This window comes from Actinophytocola sp., from assembly GCF_045807065.1.
GTDB lineage: Bacteria > Actinomycetota > Actinomycetes > Mycobacteriales > Pseudonocardiaceae > Actinophytocola.
Window position 1 is genome coordinate 1 of the sequence record NZ_JBJMIE010000154.1, and the last position, 18,792, is coordinate 18,792.

At 69.9% G+C, this 18,792-nt stretch carries 20 protein-coding genes and 1 tRNA gene; 8 read left to right on the plus strand and 13 right to left on the minus strand.

Annotation, left to right across the window (positions count from 1 at the left end):
- Nucleotides 1-19: 19 nt before the first annotated feature.
- From ACJ73U_RS09025 to ACJ73U_RS09055, 7 genes are all read right to left on the minus strand, one after another.
- Nucleotides 20-343 carry a hypothetical protein gene (locus ACJ73U_RS09025; RefSeq protein WP_407777090.1) on the minus strand — a complete coding sequence of 108 codons (324 nt, stop codon included), beginning with the start codon at nt 341-343 and terminating at the stop codon, nt 20-22.
- A gap of 26 nt (nt 344-369) precedes the next feature.
- Nucleotides 370-1,116, minus strand: coding sequence for a LytR/AlgR family response regulator transcription factor (locus ACJ73U_RS09030; protein ID WP_407777091.1), 747 nt, complete (start codon nt 1,114-1,116; stop codon nt 370-372).
- Nucleotides 1,113-2,126 (minus strand): sensor histidine kinase, encoded by a 1,014-nt coding sequence (locus ACJ73U_RS09035; protein ID WP_407777092.1) that lies wholly within the window; start codon nt 2,124-2,126, stop codon nt 1,113-1,115. The genes ACJ73U_RS09030 and ACJ73U_RS09035 overlap by 4 nt, the downstream gene beginning before the upstream one ends.
- 88 nt (nt 2,127-2,214) lie before the next feature.
- On the minus strand, nt 2,215-4,002 hold the full coding sequence (locus tag ACJ73U_RS09040) for a cation acetate symporter (RefSeq protein WP_407777093.1): 1,788 nt from the start codon (nt 4,000-4,002) through the stop codon (nt 2,215-2,217).
- Nucleotides 4,003-4,025: 23 nt separating this feature from the next.
- Complete coding sequence (locus ACJ73U_RS09045) at nt 4,026-4,451, minus strand: hypothetical protein (RefSeq protein WP_407777094.1); 426 nt, start codon at nt 4,449-4,451, stop codon at nt 4,026-4,028.
- An 82-nt stretch (nt 4,452-4,533) separates the two neighbouring features.
- Entirely contained in the window at nt 4,534-5,367 is an 834-nt protein-coding gene (locus tag ACJ73U_RS09050; protein ID WP_407777095.1) for a LytR/AlgR family response regulator transcription factor, read from the minus strand.
- A 55-nt stretch (nt 5,368-5,422) separates the two neighbouring features.
- Nucleotides 5,423-6,259, minus strand: a complete 837-nt coding sequence (locus ACJ73U_RS09055; RefSeq protein WP_407777096.1) for a S49 family peptidase — start codon at nt 6,257-6,259, stop codon at nt 5,423-5,425.
- Nucleotides 6,260-6,306: 47 nt separating this feature from the next.
- Between ACJ73U_RS09055 and ACJ73U_RS09060 the strand changes: the two genes are divergently transcribed.
- On the plus strand, nt 6,307-6,606 hold the full coding sequence (locus tag ACJ73U_RS09060) for a hypothetical protein (protein WP_407777097.1): 300 nt from the start codon (nt 6,307-6,309) through the stop codon (nt 6,604-6,606).
- 100 nt (nt 6,607-6,706) lie between these two features.
- Here the strand turns inward: ACJ73U_RS09060 and ACJ73U_RS09065 are convergent, their stop codons facing one another.
- The 4 genes from ACJ73U_RS09065 to ACJ73U_RS09080 all read right to left on the minus strand — a co-directional run bounded on the left by ACJ73U_RS09065 (nt 6,707) and on the right by ACJ73U_RS09080 (nt 10,823).
- Nucleotides 6,707-7,951 carry a histidine kinase gene (locus ACJ73U_RS09065; RefSeq protein ID WP_407777098.1) on the minus strand — a complete coding sequence of 415 codons (1,245 nt, stop codon included), beginning with the start codon at nt 7,949-7,951 and terminating at the stop codon, nt 6,707-6,709.
- A gap of 67 nt (nt 7,952-8,018) precedes the next feature.
- Nucleotides 8,019-8,882 (minus strand): Fpg/Nei family DNA glycosylase, encoded by an 864-nt coding sequence (locus ACJ73U_RS09070; protein WP_407777099.1) that lies wholly within the window; start codon nt 8,880-8,882, stop codon nt 8,019-8,021.
- Nucleotides 8,883-8,910: 28 nt separating this feature from the next.
- On the minus strand, nt 8,911-9,363 hold the full coding sequence (locus tag ACJ73U_RS09075; protein ID WP_407777100.1) for a DUF983 domain-containing protein: 453 nt from the start codon (nt 9,361-9,363) through the stop codon (nt 8,911-8,913).
- Nucleotides 9,364-9,449: 86 nt separating this feature from the next.
- Nucleotides 9,450-10,823, minus strand: a complete 1,374-nt coding sequence (locus tag ACJ73U_RS09080; RefSeq protein WP_407777101.1) for a sigma-70 family RNA polymerase sigma factor — start codon at nt 10,821-10,823, stop codon at nt 9,450-9,452.
- Between the two features lie 186 nt (nt 10,824-11,009).
- Here ACJ73U_RS09080 and ACJ73U_RS09085 point away from each other — a divergent pair.
- Nucleotides 11,010-11,082 (plus strand) — tRNA-Gly (locus ACJ73U_RS09085).
- A 495-nt stretch (nt 11,083-11,577) separates the two neighbouring features.
- Here the strand turns inward: ACJ73U_RS09085 and ACJ73U_RS09090 are convergent.
- Together ACJ73U_RS09090 and msrA are read right to left on the minus strand one after the other, a co-directional pair.
- Nucleotides 11,578-11,829 (minus strand): helix-turn-helix transcriptional regulator, encoded by a 252-nt coding sequence (locus ACJ73U_RS09090; protein WP_407777102.1) that lies wholly within the window; start codon nt 11,827-11,829, stop codon nt 11,578-11,580.
- A gap of 109 nt (nt 11,830-11,938) precedes the next feature.
- Nucleotides 11,939-12,607, minus strand: coding sequence for a peptide-methionine (S)-S-oxide reductase MsrA (gene msrA / locus ACJ73U_RS09095; RefSeq protein ID WP_407777103.1), 669 nt, complete (start codon nt 12,605-12,607; stop codon nt 11,939-11,941).
- A 45-nt stretch (nt 12,608-12,652) separates the two neighbouring features.
- On the opposite strand from msrA, the gene ACJ73U_RS09100 reads away from it, so the two are divergent.
- From ACJ73U_RS09100 to ACJ73U_RS09125, 6 genes are all read left to right on the plus strand, one after another.
- Entirely contained in the window at nt 12,653-12,961 is a 309-nt protein-coding gene (locus ACJ73U_RS09100) for a hypothetical protein (protein ID WP_407777104.1), read from the plus strand.
- A 13-nt stretch (nt 12,962-12,974) separates the two neighbouring features.
- Nucleotides 12,975-14,303, plus strand: a complete 1,329-nt coding sequence (locus tag ACJ73U_RS09105) for an alginate O-acetyltransferase AlgX-related protein (RefSeq protein ID WP_407777105.1) — start codon at nt 12,975-12,977, stop codon at nt 14,301-14,303.
- Between the two features lie 85 nt (nt 14,304-14,388).
- On the plus strand, nt 14,389-16,131 hold the full coding sequence (locus ACJ73U_RS09110; protein WP_407777106.1) for a hypothetical protein: 1,743 nt from the start codon (nt 14,389-14,391) through the stop codon (nt 16,129-16,131).
- A complete protein-coding gene (locus ACJ73U_RS09115; RefSeq protein ID WP_407777107.1) occupies nt 16,128-17,138 on the plus strand; it encodes a glycosyltransferase family 2 protein in 1,011 nt (336 codons plus the stop codon). Before ACJ73U_RS09110 ends, ACJ73U_RS09115 begins: the two co-directional genes overlap by 4 nt.
- Nucleotides 17,135-17,845 (plus strand): class I SAM-dependent methyltransferase, encoded by a 711-nt coding sequence (locus ACJ73U_RS09120; protein WP_407777108.1) that lies wholly within the window; start codon nt 17,135-17,137, stop codon nt 17,843-17,845. The genes ACJ73U_RS09115 and ACJ73U_RS09120 overlap by 4 nt, the downstream gene beginning before the upstream one ends.
- Nucleotides 17,838-18,785, plus strand: coding sequence for a lysylphosphatidylglycerol synthase domain-containing protein (locus tag ACJ73U_RS09125; RefSeq protein WP_407777109.1), 948 nt, complete (start codon nt 17,838-17,840; stop codon nt 18,783-18,785). The genes ACJ73U_RS09120 and ACJ73U_RS09125 overlap by 8 nt, the downstream gene beginning before the upstream one ends.
- Nucleotides 18,786-18,792: the final 7 nt, after the last annotated feature.

Genomic DNA, 18,792 nt, shown 5'->3' on the forward strand with positions numbered 1-18,792 from the left:
GGGGGGGGGCGGGGGGGGGTCACTGGGTGTCCTCGGTGCGTTCGGCACGGTGGAGTTGCCAGCCAGCCAGGAGGGTCAGGGCCGGGTACGGGAGGACGGCCAGGGCCAGCCATGAGAGGGGGATGCCCAGGACGCGGATCTCGTCCAGGGACGGGAACAGGGCGAACAGGAGTGGTAGGCCGAAGATGCCGGCGAACAGCAGGGCCAGCGGGGCCACTGCCAGGCGGAGTTGGCGACGATGTAGCTCAGCCGCGCGGAGCTCGCCCGTCGCGTCCAGTTTGGGGACTCGCCAGCGGCCTCTTGCTCGGCGGCGGGAGTGGGCCAGGCGGGTCTGCGGGCTCATGACCACCACGCGCTTGTGGCCTGGCATCAGTGCCGGCCCAACGCGCCGGACTTGGCTGCCAGTAGCAGCTTCTCCCGGAGGTCCCGTGCGTGGCGGCGGGAGACCGGGACGTCACCGAGGTCCGTGTGGGCCAGCAGGCCGCCCACCGAGTCGCTCCTCAGCTCGCGTACGGCGTCCAGTGCCACCAGGAAGCTCCTGTGGACCCGGACGAAACCCGCCGCGGCCCAGTACTCCTCCAGCCTCGAGATCGGCATGCGGACCACGTGGATCCCCGAGGTCGCGTGTAGGCGGACGTAGTCGCCGTGGGCTTCCACGTAGTGGACTTCCGTGCGGCGGACGTATCTCGTCCTGCCCTCCGACTCCACCGGCAGCGCGGCCATCGCGTCCGGGGCGTCGGTGGTGGGGCGGGCCAGTAGGCGGTTCACACGGGCCAGGGCTTCCGCCAGGCGTTCCGTTCGTACCGGTTTCAGCAGGTAGTCCACCGCGCCGATGCCGAACGCCGCCACGGCGTGTTGTTCGTACGCGGTGACGAACACGATGACCGGCGGCTCGTTCATGCGTGCCAGCAACGACGCCAGTTCCAGGCCGTCCAGGCCGGGCATGGAGATGTCCAGGAACACCGCGTCGTAGCGGTCGTTGCGCAGCATGCGCAGGGCGGACAGGGCGTCGGCGGCCGTCGCCACCTCCGATACCTCCGGGGAGGCCGACAGGAGGCGCTTCAGCTCGGTCAGGGCCGGGGGGACGTCGTCCACCGCCAGTACCGAGAGGGTCATGGCATCACTCCCGGTTGGAATCTGGGGATTCTGACCACCACCCGGGTGCCCTCGCCCACCGCCGTCTCCACCACCAGGCCGTACCAGGGGCCGTAGACGTTGCGCAACCTCCTGTCCACGTTCGCCAGGCCCACACTGCCCGTACCGCCCCTGCCCGCGAGGATCTCCTCGGCCAGTGCCGGGTCCATGCCGACGCCGTCGTCCTCCACGCTGATCAGGCAGTCGTTGCCCTCCGCCTCGCCGCGCACCTGGACGTGGCCGGTGCCCGTTCTCGGCTCGATGCCGTGTCGCACCGCGTTCTCCACCAGCGGCTGGAGCACCAGGTACGGGAGCGCCACCGCCAGAACTTCCGGGGCGACCCGCACCTGCACCTGGAGGCGCTCCCCCAGCACCGCGCGCTGCAGCGCCAGGTACGTCTCGATCGCGTGGAACTCGTCGGCCACCGTCGTGTAGTCGCCGTGCCTTGCCAGGCTGTAACGGATGTAGTCCGCGAAGTCCAGCATCAGCTCGCGGGAGCGGTCCGGTTCGGAGCTGACCAACGCGGCGATCACCGTCAGTGCGTTGTAGACGAAGTGGGGCGAGATCTCCGCTCTCAACGCACGCAGCTCGGCCTGCGCCGCCTGTTCCGCCGAGGCCTTCAGGCGGCCTCTTTCCAGCGCCTCCACGATCCACGCCGACGCCTCGCGGACCGCGGCCCGGTGACTCGCGCCCGCCACCACCAGCACACCGGCCAGTTCGTAGTGGACGTGCAGCGGGACCGCCACCAGCGGCGACCGGCCCTCGCGTGTCTCGCTGTGCAGGACCTTCTCGACCAGCGCGTCCGCGTCCGCGTAGAACGCTGGCTCGGTCGGGGCCCACACCACGTTGCCGGAAAGGTCCGCGAGGCCCACGAAGTCCACGGCGAGCAGGCGCCGGACACCGCGCGCCGCGGCACGCCCACCCGTGCCCGACAGACCGTCCTTGAGCTCCTCGGCGATGTGCCGAGCCAGGCTCAGCACCGACACCGCCATCAGGGGCTCCCATCGTCCACGACCGGGTCCGCATGCAGCTTAGTGGCGGCGGTGTCGAATTTGTCGCTTCGCTCCGGACCCGATTTGGCTACTTGCGATGGCGACCGTCTGCCAGCCGGGACCGCTCCTCGTCCGTGCCGAAGCTCGCCACCGCGCGGTCGCGGGTCAGGCCGAGGTTGTCCGGGGCGTGCATGCGCAGGCGGACCTGCGCAACGTCCGGCGGGATCTTCGCCGGGGTCATCTTGCTGATCAGGAGCACCGCGAGGAACGCGGCCGGGACCGTGATCAGCGCGGGTTGCTCGACCCAGCCCGGTGCCCAGTCGCCGGTCAGGCTGCTGACCACGCTGATCACCAGCGCCGTCAGCGTGAGGCCGCCGCCGACGACGATGCCCGCGGCCGCGCCGACCCACGTCAGCTTCCGCCACCACACGCCCAGCAGCAGGATCGGGCTGAACGTGGACGCGGCCAGCGCGAACGACATGCCGACGGTCAGCGAGATGTCCTGCTGGCGGACCGCGATCGCCAGTGCCAGCGGGACACCGCCCGCCACCGCCGTCGCGAACCGGAAGTCGCGGACCCGGCCGCGGAGGACGTCCGTGGACAGCACGCCGGACACGCTGACCAGCAGGCCGGACGACGTCGACAGGAACGCCGCGAACGCGCCCGCCGTGGTGATCGCGCCGAGGATCTCACCGCCGACACCCGGGACGATCTTGCTCGGCAACGCCAGCACCGCCGAGTCGGTCTTGCCGCTCACCAGCAGCTCCGGCACGTACAGCCGCGACAGCGCGCCGAGCATGATCGGGAACAGGTAGAACAGCCCCAGCAGCACCAGCACGTGCAGGGTCGTGCGGCGCGCGGCACGGCCGTCCGGGTTGGTGTAGAAGCGGACCAACACGTGCGGCAGGCCCATGGTCCCCAGGAACAGCGCCAGCATCAGCGAGTACGTGCTGAACACGTCGTCCGCATTCGACGCGGGGGCGAACCAGCTCGCGTTGTCCGCGGGCGCGCCGGCGATCACCGGCACGGACGAGCCCTTGAAGAAGTGCATCTCCGTGCCCGCGTCGACCACGTGCTCGCCGGGTGTCCAGAACACGGAACCGTTCACCGGGTCGCCGTCGATCGTGCCGCGGGCGGCGAACTTGACCGTGTCCTTGACCTGCAGGACGACCGGGGTCTCCACGGTCATCGTGCTGGCGGTGGTGAACGTCGGCGGCAGCGGCTCGGACAGGGTCGTCATGCCGCTGTCGCGCAGGCCGCCGTTGCCGATGAACAGCACGCAGATCACGAGCGTCGGCGCGGCGATGGCGAACAGCTTCAGCCAGTACTGGAACGCCTGGACCACGGTGATGGCGCGCATGCCGCCGCCGAACACGTTGATGATCACGATGACCGCGACGCACGTCGAGCCGAACCATGTGCCGACCGGCAGGATCCTGGACAGCGCGAGCCCGGCCGCCTGCAGCTGCGGGATCACGTACAGGATCCCGATGAACACCACGAAGATCGCGGCCAGTGCACGCAGGGCGCGGGACCCGAGGCGGGCCTCGCAGAAGTCCGGGAGCGTGTAGGCACCGGACCGGCGCAGCGGCGCGGCGACGAACAGCATCAGCGCCAGGTAGCCGGCGGTGAAGCCGATCGGATACCACAGGGCGTCGGCGCCGTCCTTGAGCACCAGGCCGGCGACACCGAGGAACGATGCGGCGGACAGGTACTCACCGGACACCGCGGCGGCGTTGCGGCGGGAGCGAACCGTCCGGCGGGCGACCAGGAAGTCCTGTGTGGTGTTGGCCAACCGGGAGGCACGCCACCCGACCACGAAGGTCGCCACGGTGACCGCGAGGACCCCCGCGAGGGCCCAGATGTTTGCGCTCACCAGTCCTACTTACAACCTCGCTGCTACTTCTCGACCATCGCGACGAAATCGCGTTCCTGTCGCTCGGCCTTGTGGTTGTACCAGTAGCCCGCCGCGAACAACAACGGGAACGGGACAAGGCCCAGCGCCAGCCACGGCAGCCGAACACCGGCGACGGCGACGTCAGACAGCTTCGGCACGAAGTAGAACAGCGCGGGCAGTGTAACGAAGAACACCATGACGGACAGCCACGCCACGGCCGCCGCCTTGAACTGCGCGCGGATCAGCTGGCGGACCAGCTCCTCGCCGTAGCTGGTCTGCTCCTCCAGCTCGACGACCGTGCGCAGGCGGGTGACGGGGGCACGGGAGTCGGCCAGCACGACCCGCTTGCGGCGCGGCTTCGTCGGCGGGTCCGAGTAGGACCGCGGACCGCTCTCCTCGCGGCCCGGCCCCGCCGAGTGCTTGCTCACGACCTCACCTCGGCCTCTCCGCGCCGGCTCCGAGAAGCCGGGCGGAGGTCGTGGTGCCGGCTGTGCGCGCCGCGGGCCCCGCTCATAAGCCGCCGCGCCGCACGATCCGGTCCTTCAGCTCACGGGTGTGGCGACGGCTGACGGGGAGCTTGCGCTCGTCGTCGCCGATGACCACGTGGTAGCCGTTGCCGCCCAGCTGCAGCTCGGTGATCAGGTTGATCGGCACCAGGTACGAGCGGTGGATGCGGACGAACCCGGCCTTCTCCCAGCGCTCCTCGAGCTGCGCGAGCGGGATCCGCACCAGGTGGGACCCGTCGGTGGTGAACAGGCGGGCGTAGTCACCCTGCGCCTCGACCCAGCGCACGGACGAGCGCGGGATGAGCTTGGTGTTGCCGGCCAGCTCGACGGGGATGACCTCGTCGTCGGCCGACTCGGACGCCACCTGCGGCGCCTCGCCGACGAGCCCGTCACCACGCAGCTTGGAGATGACGCGCTGGACCGCCCGGTCCATGCGGTTCTGGTCGCACGGCTTCGGGATGAAGTCGACCGCGCCGAGGTCGAACGCCTCGACCGCGTCGTTGCCCTCGCCGTGGCCGGTGATGAAGACCAGCACCGGCGACGGCTTGAAGCCGGCCAGGACCTTGGCCATCTCCATGCCGGTCAGGCCGGGCATCTTGAGGTCGGAGAAGACCGCGTCGACGATCGGCTTGCCGGCGTTGCGGCGGGCGGTCAGCTCGTCATCGTCGCCACCGAGGTGGCGCAGCGCCTCGGTGGCGTCGAAGGCCTGGATGACCCGCCGCACGTAACGGTTGGCCTCCAGCCGCTCAACCATCAGGTTCATACCGTCCTTCTCGTCGTCGACGGCCAACACGACGAGACCAGGGGTGTTTGTTGAAGTACTCACGGTGATGTGCATCTTGCCGATCGAAAGGACAGGTTGTCCATGGTGTTACCCCTTGAGGGTGACTGTCCTATAAACCGTAACGGGACCACAGAGCGCGGTGTTCGACAGCCGTGAGCAGGGACTGCGCGGCACCGCCGATGCCGAGCCGGGCGAGCAGCGGGCGCTTCGGCTCCGCCACGCTGATCTCGGCCTCCGGGTAGCGTTCGGCGAGCACGGCCCTGAGGCTGCCCACGTCGTCGACGAGCCCCAGCTCCTTGGCCTTCGCGCCGGTCCAGACCTCGCCGGTGAACAGGTCGTCGTGGTCGGCGAGCCGGTCGCCGCGCCGTGCCTTGACCCAGGACACGAACTGTCCGTGCAGCTGGGACTGCAGGCCCTTCAGCCATTCGACGTCATCGTCCTTCTCACGCTGGAACGGGTCGAGGCGGACCTTGTGGGCGCCCGCGGTGTAGACACGGCGCTCGACACCGAACCGTTCAAGCAGCCCGTTGAGCCCGAACCCGGCGGTCACCACGCCGATCGAGCCGACCAGGGAGGAGGAGTGGGCGTAGATCTCGTCCGCGGCGCAGGCCAGCCAGTAGCCGCCGGAGGCCACGACGTCCTCGCAGAAGGCGATGACCCGCACCTTCTTGCGGTCGGCCAGCTCCCGGATGCGCTCCGCGACCAGGGCGGACTGCGTCGGAGCGCCGCCGGGCGAGTTGATGGCGAGCGCGACCGCCCGGAGCCGGTCGTGGTCGAAGGCCTTGGTGAGGGCCTGCTCGATGGTGTTGATGTTGATCGTGCCGCGCGCGGCCAGCGGCGACGGGGTCGGGGTAATCACGCCGTGCAGCTTGACCACGGCGACGACGGGCTTGGTGGTGCCCCGGTTGATGGGCAGACGCGCGGTCAGCTTCTCGGTGACGCTCATGAGACAACCCTACGTATCCCTCGGGGAAGCGCACCCTCATGTTCAGTATGGGGACGGAAGTGCGGTGGCGAGCGTGGCTCGGCGTCGGGGACGAGTCGCGGTTCTCCCAGATCGACATTGCCGAGTTCGCCACCTGTTCGGCGGCCTGCGCCTGGGTGGAGCGGCGGCTGTACGCGGAGTCGACGCGGCCCGGGTTGGCGGTGTTCGGGTCGGTGGACCGGGGGGTTTACCGGGAGACCGCGCCCGGGGCGCCCCGCTGGATCATGGATCCCTGTTCGGTGGGGATGGACGCGGATCTGGTCGACGGGCAGGTGTGCTGGCGCCGGCCGACCGGGCGGAGGGCGTGAGACCCCGGGTCCACTCGGACCGAGCCGGCTTGTCGCCGGACGGCCGAAGATCCCAACGGCGCGACGTCCTCGAAACGGCCGAGCAGCGTCAGTGACCAGGTCAGGCGGTGGGTTGACCCGCTTTGGCTTCGGCGTCCTCGCTGAACTTGGGGAAGTCGGGGCGGACGCCGGGGAAGAACTTGGGGACGCGGAGGATCACCTTCATGCCCGCGCCCGGGGCGGTTTCGGCCATCAGGGCGTACTCGTCGCCGAAGACGGAGCGCATGCGTTGGTTGATGTTGCCTATGCCCACGTGTGAGCCGGTCTTGTGGGCGTCGCGCAGGTCGGCGAAGAGGCGGTCGGCATCCATGCCCACGCCGTCGTCCTCCACGCTGATCAGGGCCTCGTTGCCGTTGTCCTGGGCTACGACCGTCACCGTGCCGCCGCCTGGTTTCGGTGAGATCCCGTGCTGGACGGCGTTCTCCACCAGTGGTTGGAGGACCAGGAACGGGACGACCACCGACAGCACTTCCGGGGCGATCTTGATGCGGACGTTCAGGCGTTCGGCGTAGCGCTGGCTCTGGATGGTCAGGTAGCGGTCGATGTTCCGCAGTTCCTCCGCCAGCGTCGTGAACTGGCCCGTCGTGCGGAACGAGTACCTCGTGAAGTCCGCGAACTCCTGCAGCAGATCCCTCGCCCGCTCCGGGTCCGTGCGGATCAGGGAGCTGATCGAGTTCAGCGCGTTGTACAGGAAGTGCGGCGAGATCTGCGCGCGCAGCATCCTGACCTCGGCCTTCGCCAGTTGCTGCTTCGACTCGTCCAGCTTCGCCAGTTCCAGCTGGATGCAGACGAACTGGGCGACCTCGTCGGCGGCGCGGATCAGCCTCTTCGAGTCGACGCCGCCCACCACGATGAGCGTGCCCTCGACCTGGCCGTCCGGGATCAGCGGGACGATCACCGCCGTGCGCATGGGGCAGCGGCCGCGTCTGGCACAGCTGAGATTCGTGTGGTGGATGTGGGCGCGCTGGCCGTTCCGGATGGCCACGTCGATGGCGCCCGTCAGGTCGGGGTAGTGCTCGTTGGCGCCGCCGGCCCACGACAGCAGGCGGCCTTCACCGTCCGTGATGCCGATGGCCACGCACTTCAGCATCTCCAGCAGGTGCTTGACCGCCTCGTCGGCGGCCTCCTCGGTGAGACCGCCCCGCAGCTCCGGGGCCGCCTTGGACAGCCGCTGAACCGCGTCCAGCACAGCGTCGTCCACCGAGTTGTCCGACTTGCGGGAGCGGATCCAGAGGGCGAACAGGGCGGCGACGACGAGTAGAGCGATCCCGCCGACTACGGCGCGCTCGTTCAACAGGTCGGTCACGCGTCAATGCTCCGGCTACCGCGGGTCCCGTGGCAAGGGACGGTGACATGGTCGCAGCACACGGTAGCTACTTCAGCAGCCGCGACAGTCGGCGGTCGGCCAAGGGCTTGCCGCCCGTCTGGCAGGTCGCGCAGTACTGGAACGCCTTGTCCGCGAACGACACCTCGCGCACCACGTCCCCGCACACCGGGCACGGCGTGCCCGTGCGGCCGTGGACGCGCAGGCCGGACCGCTTCTCCCCTTTCAGCGTCGCCGCGTGCTGGCCGACCGAGCGCTCGACGGCGCTGGTCAGGATCGCGCGCATCGACTCGTACAGGCGGTCGACCTGTTCCTCGGTGAGCTTGCCCGCGGTCGCGAACGGGGACAGCTTCGCCATGTGCAGGATCTCGTCGGAGTAGGCGTTGCCCACGCCGGCGAGGATCCTCTGGGTGGTCAGCGCGTTCTTCAGGCGCTCGTTGTGGCCGGCGAGTACCTCGGCGAACTCGTCGCGGGTCACCGCCAGGGCGTCCGGGCCCAGCGCGGCGATGCCGGGGACCTCCGCCGGGTCCTTCACGATCCAGACCGCCAGGCCCTTCTTCGTGCCGGCCTCCGTCAGGTCGAAGCCGGGGCCCTGGCCGGGTGGGCCGAGGTGCACGCGTAACGCGAGCGGGCCCCTGCCCGGCTTCGGCGGCGTCGCGGACAGCGTGTCCGCCCAGCGCAGCCAGCCCGCCCTGGCCAGGTGGATGATCAGGTGTAGGCCCTCGATGTCGACGTCGAGGAACTTGCCGTGCCGGCCCGCGCCCGACACCTCCTTGCCGTGCAGCTCCGTCCACGGCGGGCTCACGGTCTTCAGCACGGACAGCGAGGCGACGTCGATCCGCGCCACGGTGCGACCGACACCGTGCTCGCGGATGTGCTGGGCGAGCGCCTCGACCTCGGGTAGTTCTGGCACGGTCCCCAGTCTTGCCCGATTCCCGCCGTTACGCCACGGGCTCGATCAGCGGCTGGAGCGGTCCCTCGATCCCGGGGTGCCCTTCGTGGCGGATGGTCTTCGCCGCCTGGCTGATGGCCTGGCGCACGGTGAACACCCCACGCACCTTGCCCGTCCAGCGCTCTTCCGGCTCGCCGTGCCCGTTGTCGCCCCACTCCGCCACGACCTCCCACGGCCGGCGCAGCGCCCAGCGGGCCGGGAAGAACAGGACCGCGAGCAGGATCAGCAGCCCGAGCCACAGCATCCTGCCGCTCCACGGCGCGACGACGTCCTCGGGGATCGTCGTCACCAGCACCACGGCGAGCACGATGATCAGCCCCAGCAGGATGAACGCGGAGGCGCTGCCGACGCTCACGTCGTGCTCGAAATCGTCGAGGGTCTCGCCCTGGCGCCACTCCATCTCGCTACGCAGCGTCCATACGTGTCCGACGGGATCGGTCACGGTCCGCTCCCACATTACGACCTCCGGGCAGCTCGCAACATCAACTTCAATGATGGCGTATCCGGGTGCCCCTTGTCAGGCGCCGGTCAGGTGGTTGGCCCGGTGGCACTGTGTGTTCGGGGTGGTTTCGGCGTGGTGTGGCTGGTGGTCGTGGTGCTCGTGCGGGTCTGGTCGAGCGAGTTGACCTCGGTCACCGTGGTCGTCTCCTGGACGAGCGTGTACTCCTCGTACTCCTGGGTGTAGCTCTCCGTGGTCGTCTCGCTGTAGACGATCGGCGCGTCCTCGTCGAAGGCCGCGGCGTCGGTCGAGATCGGCACGTCCTCGTCCCGGGCGCCGTCGGTGGTGGCGTCGACGGCGGATGCCGTGGTCGTGGCCCCGGTCGGCGGCGGCTGGGACGTGGTGGTCGCGGGCTTCGCCGGATGGCCCGGCGACTGCTGCGCCTGCCTCGGGTGCTCGATCGTGTCGTTCAGCGAGCCCTCGGAGATCTCCACGGGTGACACCGGACTGACCGGTGTGACATGCATCTCGATCGCCCGCTTGCCGGCGAGGTCCATCGGCGTCGGCTCGTCGTGGCCCCAGGGCATGACGACGAACCCGAGCACGCCGATCGCGGCAGCGGACGTCGCGGCGACCACGGCCTGGAACTTCGTGCTGGCGAACAGGCCCTTGACCACCGCGCCGAGCTGCCAGCCACCGGCGGCGACCACGGGCGCGGCGGCGAGGCCGTTGTTCGAGCGGAGCCCGGTGAAGACGTCCCGCAGTTCGGCGTACATCGCGGTGCAGGACGGGCAGGTGGCGAGGTGGGCGCGGATACGGCGGCGCTCCATGCCGCTCGTGGTGCCGGCGGTGTAGGCACCCAGCTTCTCGAGGACGGACCGGCAGCCGGTGGCGCTGCGCTCGGCGGTCAGGTGGGCCTGCAGGTAGGCGGCACGCAACCCCTGTCTGGCGCGGCGGGCGAGCGCGGCCGTGGCGTTGGGGCTGAGGCCGAAGTTCGTGGCCACGGCCGCCGGGCGCTCGCCCTCGACCTCCATCTTCCAGAGCACCTTGCGCCAGCGTTCCGGGAGGCTGGTGAACGCGCGGCGGATGAGGGTGCGCTCGGTGAACTGCCCACTCGTGTCCGGATCGGACGGTGCGCGGAACGTCAGCTCCTCGTCGGAGACGGGCACGTCCCGGCGGCGCATGCTCCACTCCCAGGCGACCCGCCGCACGACGATCAGCAGGTAGCCGCGCACGTTGTCCACGGGACCGGCACCGCGCCGGATGGCCTGGAGCACGCGGAAGAACGCCTCGGCGGTGAGGTCGTCCGCCTCGGCCCGATCCCCGGCCAGGCTCAACGCGAGCCGGAAGACGGCGGCGGAGTGCCGCGAGAACAGCTCGCCGAAGGCGGCGTCCTCGCCGGCACGGAGCCGCTCGAGCAGCGTCCGGTCCCCGTCCTCGGGGGCTTCCACCTCGCTGGTCACGCCACCTCCTCCCGACCGCCACGGGATGTGGCTCAACATGCCACAGTCGGTTTCGCGTACACGGCAAACGTTAAGAACGTTAAGACGATACCGACGATCGACGTGGGCCGTTCGGTTCAATGTAGTGAGCTGTTCAGCCCTGTGAAAACCCACTGTGACCATCCGCTAGACTTGCCACGAGCAAATGCGGACGTAGCGCAGTTGGTAGCGCATCACCTTGCCAAGGTGAGGGTCGCGGGTTCGAGTCCCGTCGTCCGCTCTCGGGTGGGCACCCCCTGCTCGCGGAGGGCGCTCGCCTTGCCCGATCGCCTTTTTTCTGGGGGTGCAACCCCCAGACCCCGCCCGGCGGGCTTCGCCCCCGGACCCCCCGGCCCACCTCACCCAGGTCCTCGCCGGACCCTCCACCTTCGGGGTTCCCCTCCTCGCGGAGGGCGCTCGCCTTGGCCGATCGCCTTGTTCTGGGAGTGCAACCTCCAGAACCTGCTCGGCGGGCTTCGCCCCCGGAGCCCTCGGCCGACCTCACCCAGGTCCTCGCCGGACTCTCAACCTTCGGGGTTCCCCTGCTCGCGAAGGGCGCTCGGCTTGGCCGATCGCCTTACTTCTGGGGGTGCAACCTTTGTGGGGGTGCAACCTCCAGAACCTGCCCGGCGGGCTTCGTCCCCGGAGTCCTCGGTTGACCTCGCTCAGGTCCTCGCCGGATTCTCAATCTTGGGGGTTTCCCTGCGCGTGGAGGGTGCTCGGCTTGGTTGATTGCCTACGGCCAGGGTTCTCGGTTTTTTTGGTAGCCCAGTGCTTGTAGGTAGCGGATCAGCAGTGGGTGGGCGGGGACTGTGCGGCCCATTTCGAAGCGGGCCAGTTCGGCGTGGGAGGTGCCCGCCTGTTGGGCCAGGTGTGAGCGTGTCCAGCCGCGTTCCTCGCGCATGGTCTGTACCAGGCGGCCGGATTCCTCAGCGTCCCAACGGGCCAGTACCGCCTCGGTCACGTCCACCGCTCGGAACCACGCCATGGTCGACATCACACCACTCGGTCCTTGGTGCCGGGAACCGGGGCGGCCGTGTCGCGGCGCCCCGGCTTCGGTCGTCAGGTCCTGCTCATCTCGTACTGCGTCGCCTCGCTCAGGCGCCCTGGACGTTCAGGCCGATCGGGCAGCTCACGCCCGTGCCCGCCAGGCCGCAGTAGCCGTTCGGGTTCTTGGCGTCCGACAGGTACTGCTGGTGGTAGTCCTCGGCGTAGTAGAACTCGCCGAGCGGGGCCACCTCGGTGGTGATCTGGCCGTGGCCGCCGCGGCTCAGCGCCGCCTGGTACGACGCGCGGCTCTCCTCGATCGTCTTCTTCTGGGCGTCCGAGGTGTAGTACAGCGTCGACCGGTACTGGGTGCCGACGTCGTTGCCCTGGCGGTTGCCCTGGGTCGGGTCGTGCTCCTCCCAGAACACCTTCAGCAGGGCCTCGTAGGTGGTCACGGCCGGGTCGAAGACGACGAGGACCACCTCGGCGTGGCCGGTCAGGCCGCTGCACACCTCTTCGTACGTCGGGTTCTCGGTGTAGCCGCCCGCGTAGCCGACGGCCGTGGTGTAGACGCCCTCGGCCTGCCAGAACAGGCGCTCGGCGCCCCAGAAGCAGCCCATGCCGAACACCGCCGCCTGCATGCCCTCCGGGAACGGCGGGGCGATGGCGCGGTCGGTGAACACCGCGTGTGCCGACGGGACCGGCATCTTCGTCGCTCGGCCCGGGAGTGCGTTGGCGGCCTCCACCGGGCGGGTCTTGTCGTGTCCGAACAGCACCATGAACTCCACTCTACGTACGGCTGCCGACCGTGGTACCAACACGACATGAGTTGGCAGGATCGGCTGCGGGACCTCGGCGAGCGGCTGGTGTCCGGCGAGATCACCACCACCCGGTACCGCACCGAGAGCGAGCAGATCCTCGCCGAGGCGGACCGGGAGGCAGCGGCCGCGACGCTACCGACGCCACCTGACAAAACAGGCAGGGAGAAGGTGCCTATTCCCGCGTCGGCGGCCTGGGAGGCGCCGTCCGGCGAGATGACGCAGATAGTGGGCAGGGACGACGAAACCAGTGTGGTCAACGCCTCGCTCGCGGAGCGTCTCGACCAACCCGGCGACTCTCCGGCGGGAAATTAGCTAACGTGCACCTGTGACCGCAGGACCGACGAACGAGCTACCGCCGGTCCACGAGGCGTGGTTGCCGCGAGAACACTCGCTCCACCGCCCCCGGCACGGCAAGCGCCAGCTGACCGCGTTGGTCAGCGCGCTCGTCTTCTTCGCCACACCCGCCCTGATGTGGGTGTTCGGCGCGCGGGCCGACGAGATCGAGAACCACAAGCTCGCCGCCTTCCCCAGCATCACCGACGGCTGGGGCCTGTTCACCGGCCTCGACGACTGGGCGACCGACAACCTGCCCTTCCGCGGCGGCGCAGTGGACGCCACCGAATGGATCAGCGAGACCTTCTTCGGCGAGCCCGCACCCTTCGACCAGGGTGGCGGTGGCACGCCGACCGGGCCGCTGCCGGGCAGCCCGGCCGAGGAGGAGCCCCGCCAGGACCAGACCGACCCCACCGAGGGCGAGACCGACGGCACCGGACAGGCCGGCTTCCGCCAGGTCGTCAACGGCACGGACGGCTGGATGTACTACGGCTCGGACGCCCAGTCGAAGTGCCGGCCGCTCCAGCCGCTGCACCAGACGATCACCCAGCTGGCGCGGCTGCGGCACGTCGTCGAGTCGTCCGGGCGGACGTTCGTGCTGGTCCTCGTGCCGGACAAGACCACGATGGTGCCCGAGTACCTGCCCGTCTCCTACCCCGGCAAGGACTGCGCCGCGCCCGTCACACCGCAGCTGTGGCAGCAGGCCGTCGGCCTCGCGGGCGCGGTCGACATGCGGCCCCGGCTCCAGGCCGCGGCCGACAGGTACGGCAAGCCCGTCTACTACCCCCAGGACACCCACTGGACGTCCGAGGGCGCGATCGAGATGCTCAGGACGATCGCCGACGAGATCCGGCCCGGGGCCACGAAGACCTGGAAGGTCCAGCGCAAGGACACTTCCACCGTCCAGGCCGACCTCCCGCCGCTGATCGGGAAGAAGGGCCAGAACCAGGTCGTCAACTACCGGCTGCGGCCGGACGGGCGCTACGACCGGGTCCGCAAGAACACCACCGACCTGCTCAACCCGCGGCACATCACGTCCAAGCAGCTCAAGGGCATGATCGACCAGCCGACGGCGGTGCTCGGCGACTCGTTCCTGGTCGGCGCGTCCGGCTACCTGCCCGCCGCGTTCTCCGACGTCACCGTGCAGTACTACCGCGGCGCGGAGAACCGCCCGGACGACGCGGTCAGGACCATCACCGACAGTGAGGTCGTCGTGCTCGAGGTGGTGGAACGCAACGTGGCGGCCGGCGCGGTCGCCGTGCTCGACCAGGGGTTCCTCGACAAGCTCGACCAGCAACTGGTCAAGCATCCGATCCGCTAGTGAAGCCGGCCGACGGGGGCGCGCGACATCGACACGCCGGCCTTTGACATGGTATTGGGCGTAACGATCGCCCGGAGGATGTGACGTGACTAGCACGGTGACGAAGGACTCGGCGGAGGATTCGGCGCCTGACCAGCACGCCGACGCGCCGGCGACCGAGGGGACCGACTGGCTGGCGCGGCTGCGGCGGTTCGCCACGACCGCGTGGCTGGCCCGCCTCATCGAACTGCTCGCGCTCGTGCCGGCCGCCGCGATGGCGGTCGAGGTCGCCAAGTCGCCGAAGCTGCACTTCGTCGACTACTGGTACGCGCTGGTCCGGTTCGTGAACGTGGACGGCTCGTTCAACTTCGGCGGCCTGTGGAAGGCGTCGAACGAGCACCTGATCGCGATCCCGTCGCTGCTGTTCTACGGCGACGCCACGATGTTCGGCGGGAACCAGCGGTACCTCGGCTACCTGGACATCCTCATCGCGCTCGCGACCGTCGTGCTGATCCGGTTCGCCATCCCGAGGAGCCTGCCGGTCGTGGTGCGGGCGGCGATCGTGCTCGCGACGTCCGCGCTGATCTTCAGCCTGCACGGGCTGCACAACTTCACCCACTCGATGAGCGGCGCGGCCTGGCTCACCGCGAACCTGATCTCGGTCGGCGCGCTGCTGTTCGCGGTCAAGGGCAGGTGGTGGCCCGCCTGGGCACTGGCGCTGCTCGGCAGCATCACCTACGGCACCGCGTTCGCCGCCTGGCCGTCGCTCGCGCTCATCGCGATCATGCGCAAGGAGCCGATGTGGCGGCGGGTCCTGCCGCTCGTCACCGGCGCGGTCATCGTGGTCGGCTGGATGTCGATCAACCACAACGCGGCCGGGTCGGGCACCGACAGCGACCTCGGCACGGCGATCTTCGGCCTGCTCGCGGTCGTCGGGCACATCTGGGCGGCCAACAACACGGGTGTCGCGGTGCTCGCCGGCGCGGCCATCCTCGGCGGGTACGGTGCGCTCGCCACGATCAGGGCGGCACGCGAACCCGAGCTGCGGTTCTGGTGGGGGCTGGGCTGCCACGCGTTCTTCGGCGCCGCGATGATCGCCGTCTCCCGCATCGACTTCGGCCTCGACTACAGCCAGCACAGCCGCTACACCTCCATCTCGGTGTTGATCTCGCTGCCGCTGCTGGTCATCGCCGGCACCGTCCTGCACACCTTCGTCGCGCGGCACTGGCGCAAGCTGGCCATCGGGTTCGCCGTCGCCGGCATCACCGGGTTCGCGCTCGGCGTGCCGACCGCCAACGAGGTCCGGCTCGAGGACCAGGACCACGAGATGCAGTCGGTCGCGCTGCGTGCCGGCTACCTCAACGCGTTCGGGTGGGCACTGCCCACGCCCGACCACAAGCTGGTGCCCCGGCTCGAGGCACTCGGCCACTACCCGTTCAACGACAGCTTCACGCTGGGGTGCGGCGGCCCCGAGCTGGGTGACCACATCGACCTCAGCGGGGTGGCGCAGCTGAAGCCGCCGACCGGCAGCGGGATCCCGAGCGCGCCGGTGGGCCTGGTCGACAAGGTCGAGGAGAAGCCCGGGTCACAGCTCGTGTGGGGCTGGGCGACGGGCGCGAAGGACCCGGTGCGCTGTACCGTTCTCGTCGACTCGACCGGCAAGGTCGTGGGTGGGGGCGTGAGCGACCGGGTTCGGTCGGACATCGCCCAGGTGTACCTGGGCATCAACGCGGACACCGGGTTCGGCATGGTGGGCCCGGACGACCCCGACCTCCGTGTCGTGGTGATTCTGGAGAGCGGCGCGAAGCGCTGGATGCCGGCGGAAGTCGACGACGAGGACCAGAAGTGAGCATTGAACAAGAAGTCCAGGTCAGTGTGCTGATCCCGGTCAAGGACGAGGAAGCGACCCTGACCACGCTGGTCGGCGAGATCGACGCGGCGTTCGCGACGCTGCCCGAGACCGGCTACGAGGTCATCTTCGTCGACGACGGCAGCACCGACTCGAGCTGGCAGGTCATGACCCAGCTCGCCGCGGACAACCCGCGGGTGCGGGCGCTGAAGCTGCGCCGCAACTTCGGCAAGGCGGCCGCCCTGGCCGCGGCCGTCGACGAGGCGCGCGGCGAGCGGATCGTCACCATGGACGCCGACCTGCAGGACGACCCCGCCGAGGTGCCGCGCCTGCTGGCCGAGCTGGACGACGGCGCCGACCTGGTGTCCGGCCACAAGGCCGACCGCAAGGACCCGCTGGGCAAGCGGATCCCGTCGAAGTTCTTCAACCTGATGACCAACGTCATGACCGGTCTCAAGATCAACGACCACAACTGCGGGCTCAAGGCCGCGCGGACCGAGGTCTACCGGCGCGTCCCCCTGTACGGCGAGCTGCACCGGTACATCCCGGCGCTGGCGCACCAGACCGGCTACCAGGTGCGCGAGCTGGCGGTGAACCACCGCCCGCGCGAACACGGCAAGTCGAAGTACGGCCTGGAGCGGTACGTCCGCGGCGCGATCGACCTGCTGACGGTCATGACGATCACCAAGTACGGCCGCCGTCCGGCGCACCTGTTCGGCGGCCTCGGCCTGCTGTCCGCGCTGATCGGCTTCGTCACGCTGGCCTACCTGACCGTCGTGAAGCTCTTCGGCGGCCAGGCGATCGGCGACCGCCCGCTGCTGATGCTGGGCATCCTGCTCGTGATCCTCGGCGTGCAGCTGATCTCGATCGGGTTGATCGCGGAGATCGTGCTGCACCGGACGGCCAACCGCCGGGAGGCGACGGACCTGATCCGGGAACGAACCCCCGCCGAGCCGACGGCCCGGGACGCGGTCCTGCCGGCCGCGACGGAGAAGGTCGAAGCATGAGCGGGCTGCGTGGCGCGTACGTCACGGGCGTGCGGTCGGTGCGGAAGGTCGTCGACAGGACCGGGCTGCTGGACAGGCTCGAGCAGAGCGAGTCGCCGAAGGCGCGGCACGTCCGCACCCTGTTCTCGATCTTCGACGCCGAAGAGATGGTCCGGATGGACCTCGCCTGGTGGAGCTACCCGGCGATGGAGCGTGTCGACGAGTTCCTGTCGAACCGGCCCGACGCCCGGATCTTCGAGTACGGCGCCGGCGCGAGCACGGTGTGGCTGGCCAGGCGCGCCGGCCGCATCGACAGCGTCGAGCACGACACGAACTGGGCCGAGTCGGTGAAGGAGATGCTGGCGGCCGACACCACCGGCAACGCGAAGCTGCACGTCGTGCCGCCGACGGTGGCCACCGCCGAGACGACCGTGCGCTCCGGCCGGGTCGGCCACACCGACCTCGACTTCGCCAACTACGTCTCGACCATCGACGAGGTGGGCGGCCCGTTCGACCTGGTCGTGGTCGACGGCCGGGCCAGGATCGACGCCTTCCGCCGCGCGCTCGACCACCTGGCCGACGACGGCGTCGTCGTGTTCGACAACATCAGGCGCAAGCGGTACTGGGACGTGCTGTCGGCCATGCCGGGCCTGCGGATCGAGCTGCTCAAGGGTGGCACCCCGACCCTGCCGTACCCGACGACCACCGGGTTGATCTGGCGTGACTAGCGAGTCGGCCGCCCCGAAGCCGAGCCGGCGGGCTGACCTGCTGGCGATCGGTTTCGTGGTGGTCGCCGTCGGCGTGGCCGTGTGGGCCCTCCGCGACGACTTCCCGTCGATGGCCGACGCCCTGGGCAGGATCGCGTGGTGGCGGCCGGTGCTGGCGTTCGCCGGGATCGTGCTCGGCCTGCTGGCGACGGCCGAGGTGTGGAAGCACTGCCTCGCCGCGCTGGGCTCACCGGTGTCGTCGTCGGCGGCGCGGGAGATCTTCTTCCCCGCACAGGTCGGCAAGTACCTGCCGGGCTCGGTGTGGCCGTTCCTGGCGCAGATGAAGTTCGCGCGCGAACGCGGCGTCCCCGGCCCGTCGGCGCTGCTGGCCGGCTCGGTGTTCCTGGTCGTCCACGCGGTGACGTCGGTACTGGTCGGTGCGTTGTTGCTGGTCAGCCAGCCGGACCTGGTGAACCGGTTCGGCTGGGCGGGCCTGTGCGTCCCGCTGGCCCTGGTGCTGCTGCACCCGAAGGTGATCAACTGGCTGGCCCGGAAGCTGGCGAAGCGGTCGGGGTCGACCCCGCCGGAGCTGCGGTGGTCCGGGCTCGTGCGGCCGCTGCTGTGGATGCTGCCGGCGTGGGTGGGTTACGGCGCGGCCGGGTACCTGCTGGCCGCCCCGTTCACCGACTCGGCGTGGCAGCTGGCGGTGGTCTGCACGGGTTCGTTCGCACTCGGCTGGCTGGTGGGACTGCTGGTGTTCCTGGCCCCCGCCGGCGTGGGTGCCCGGGAAGCGGTCCTGATCCTGGCCCTCACCCCCCTGCTGGGCGCCGCCGCCGCGGCGACGGTGAGCCTCATGCTGCGGGTCGGCCACACCCTGGCTGACCTGGTACTGGCCCTGCGCTTCGGCCTGGCCCGCGCCCGCCGGGACCGGCCCGCGACCGAGGAGGTCGCCACACCCTAGGCTTGCC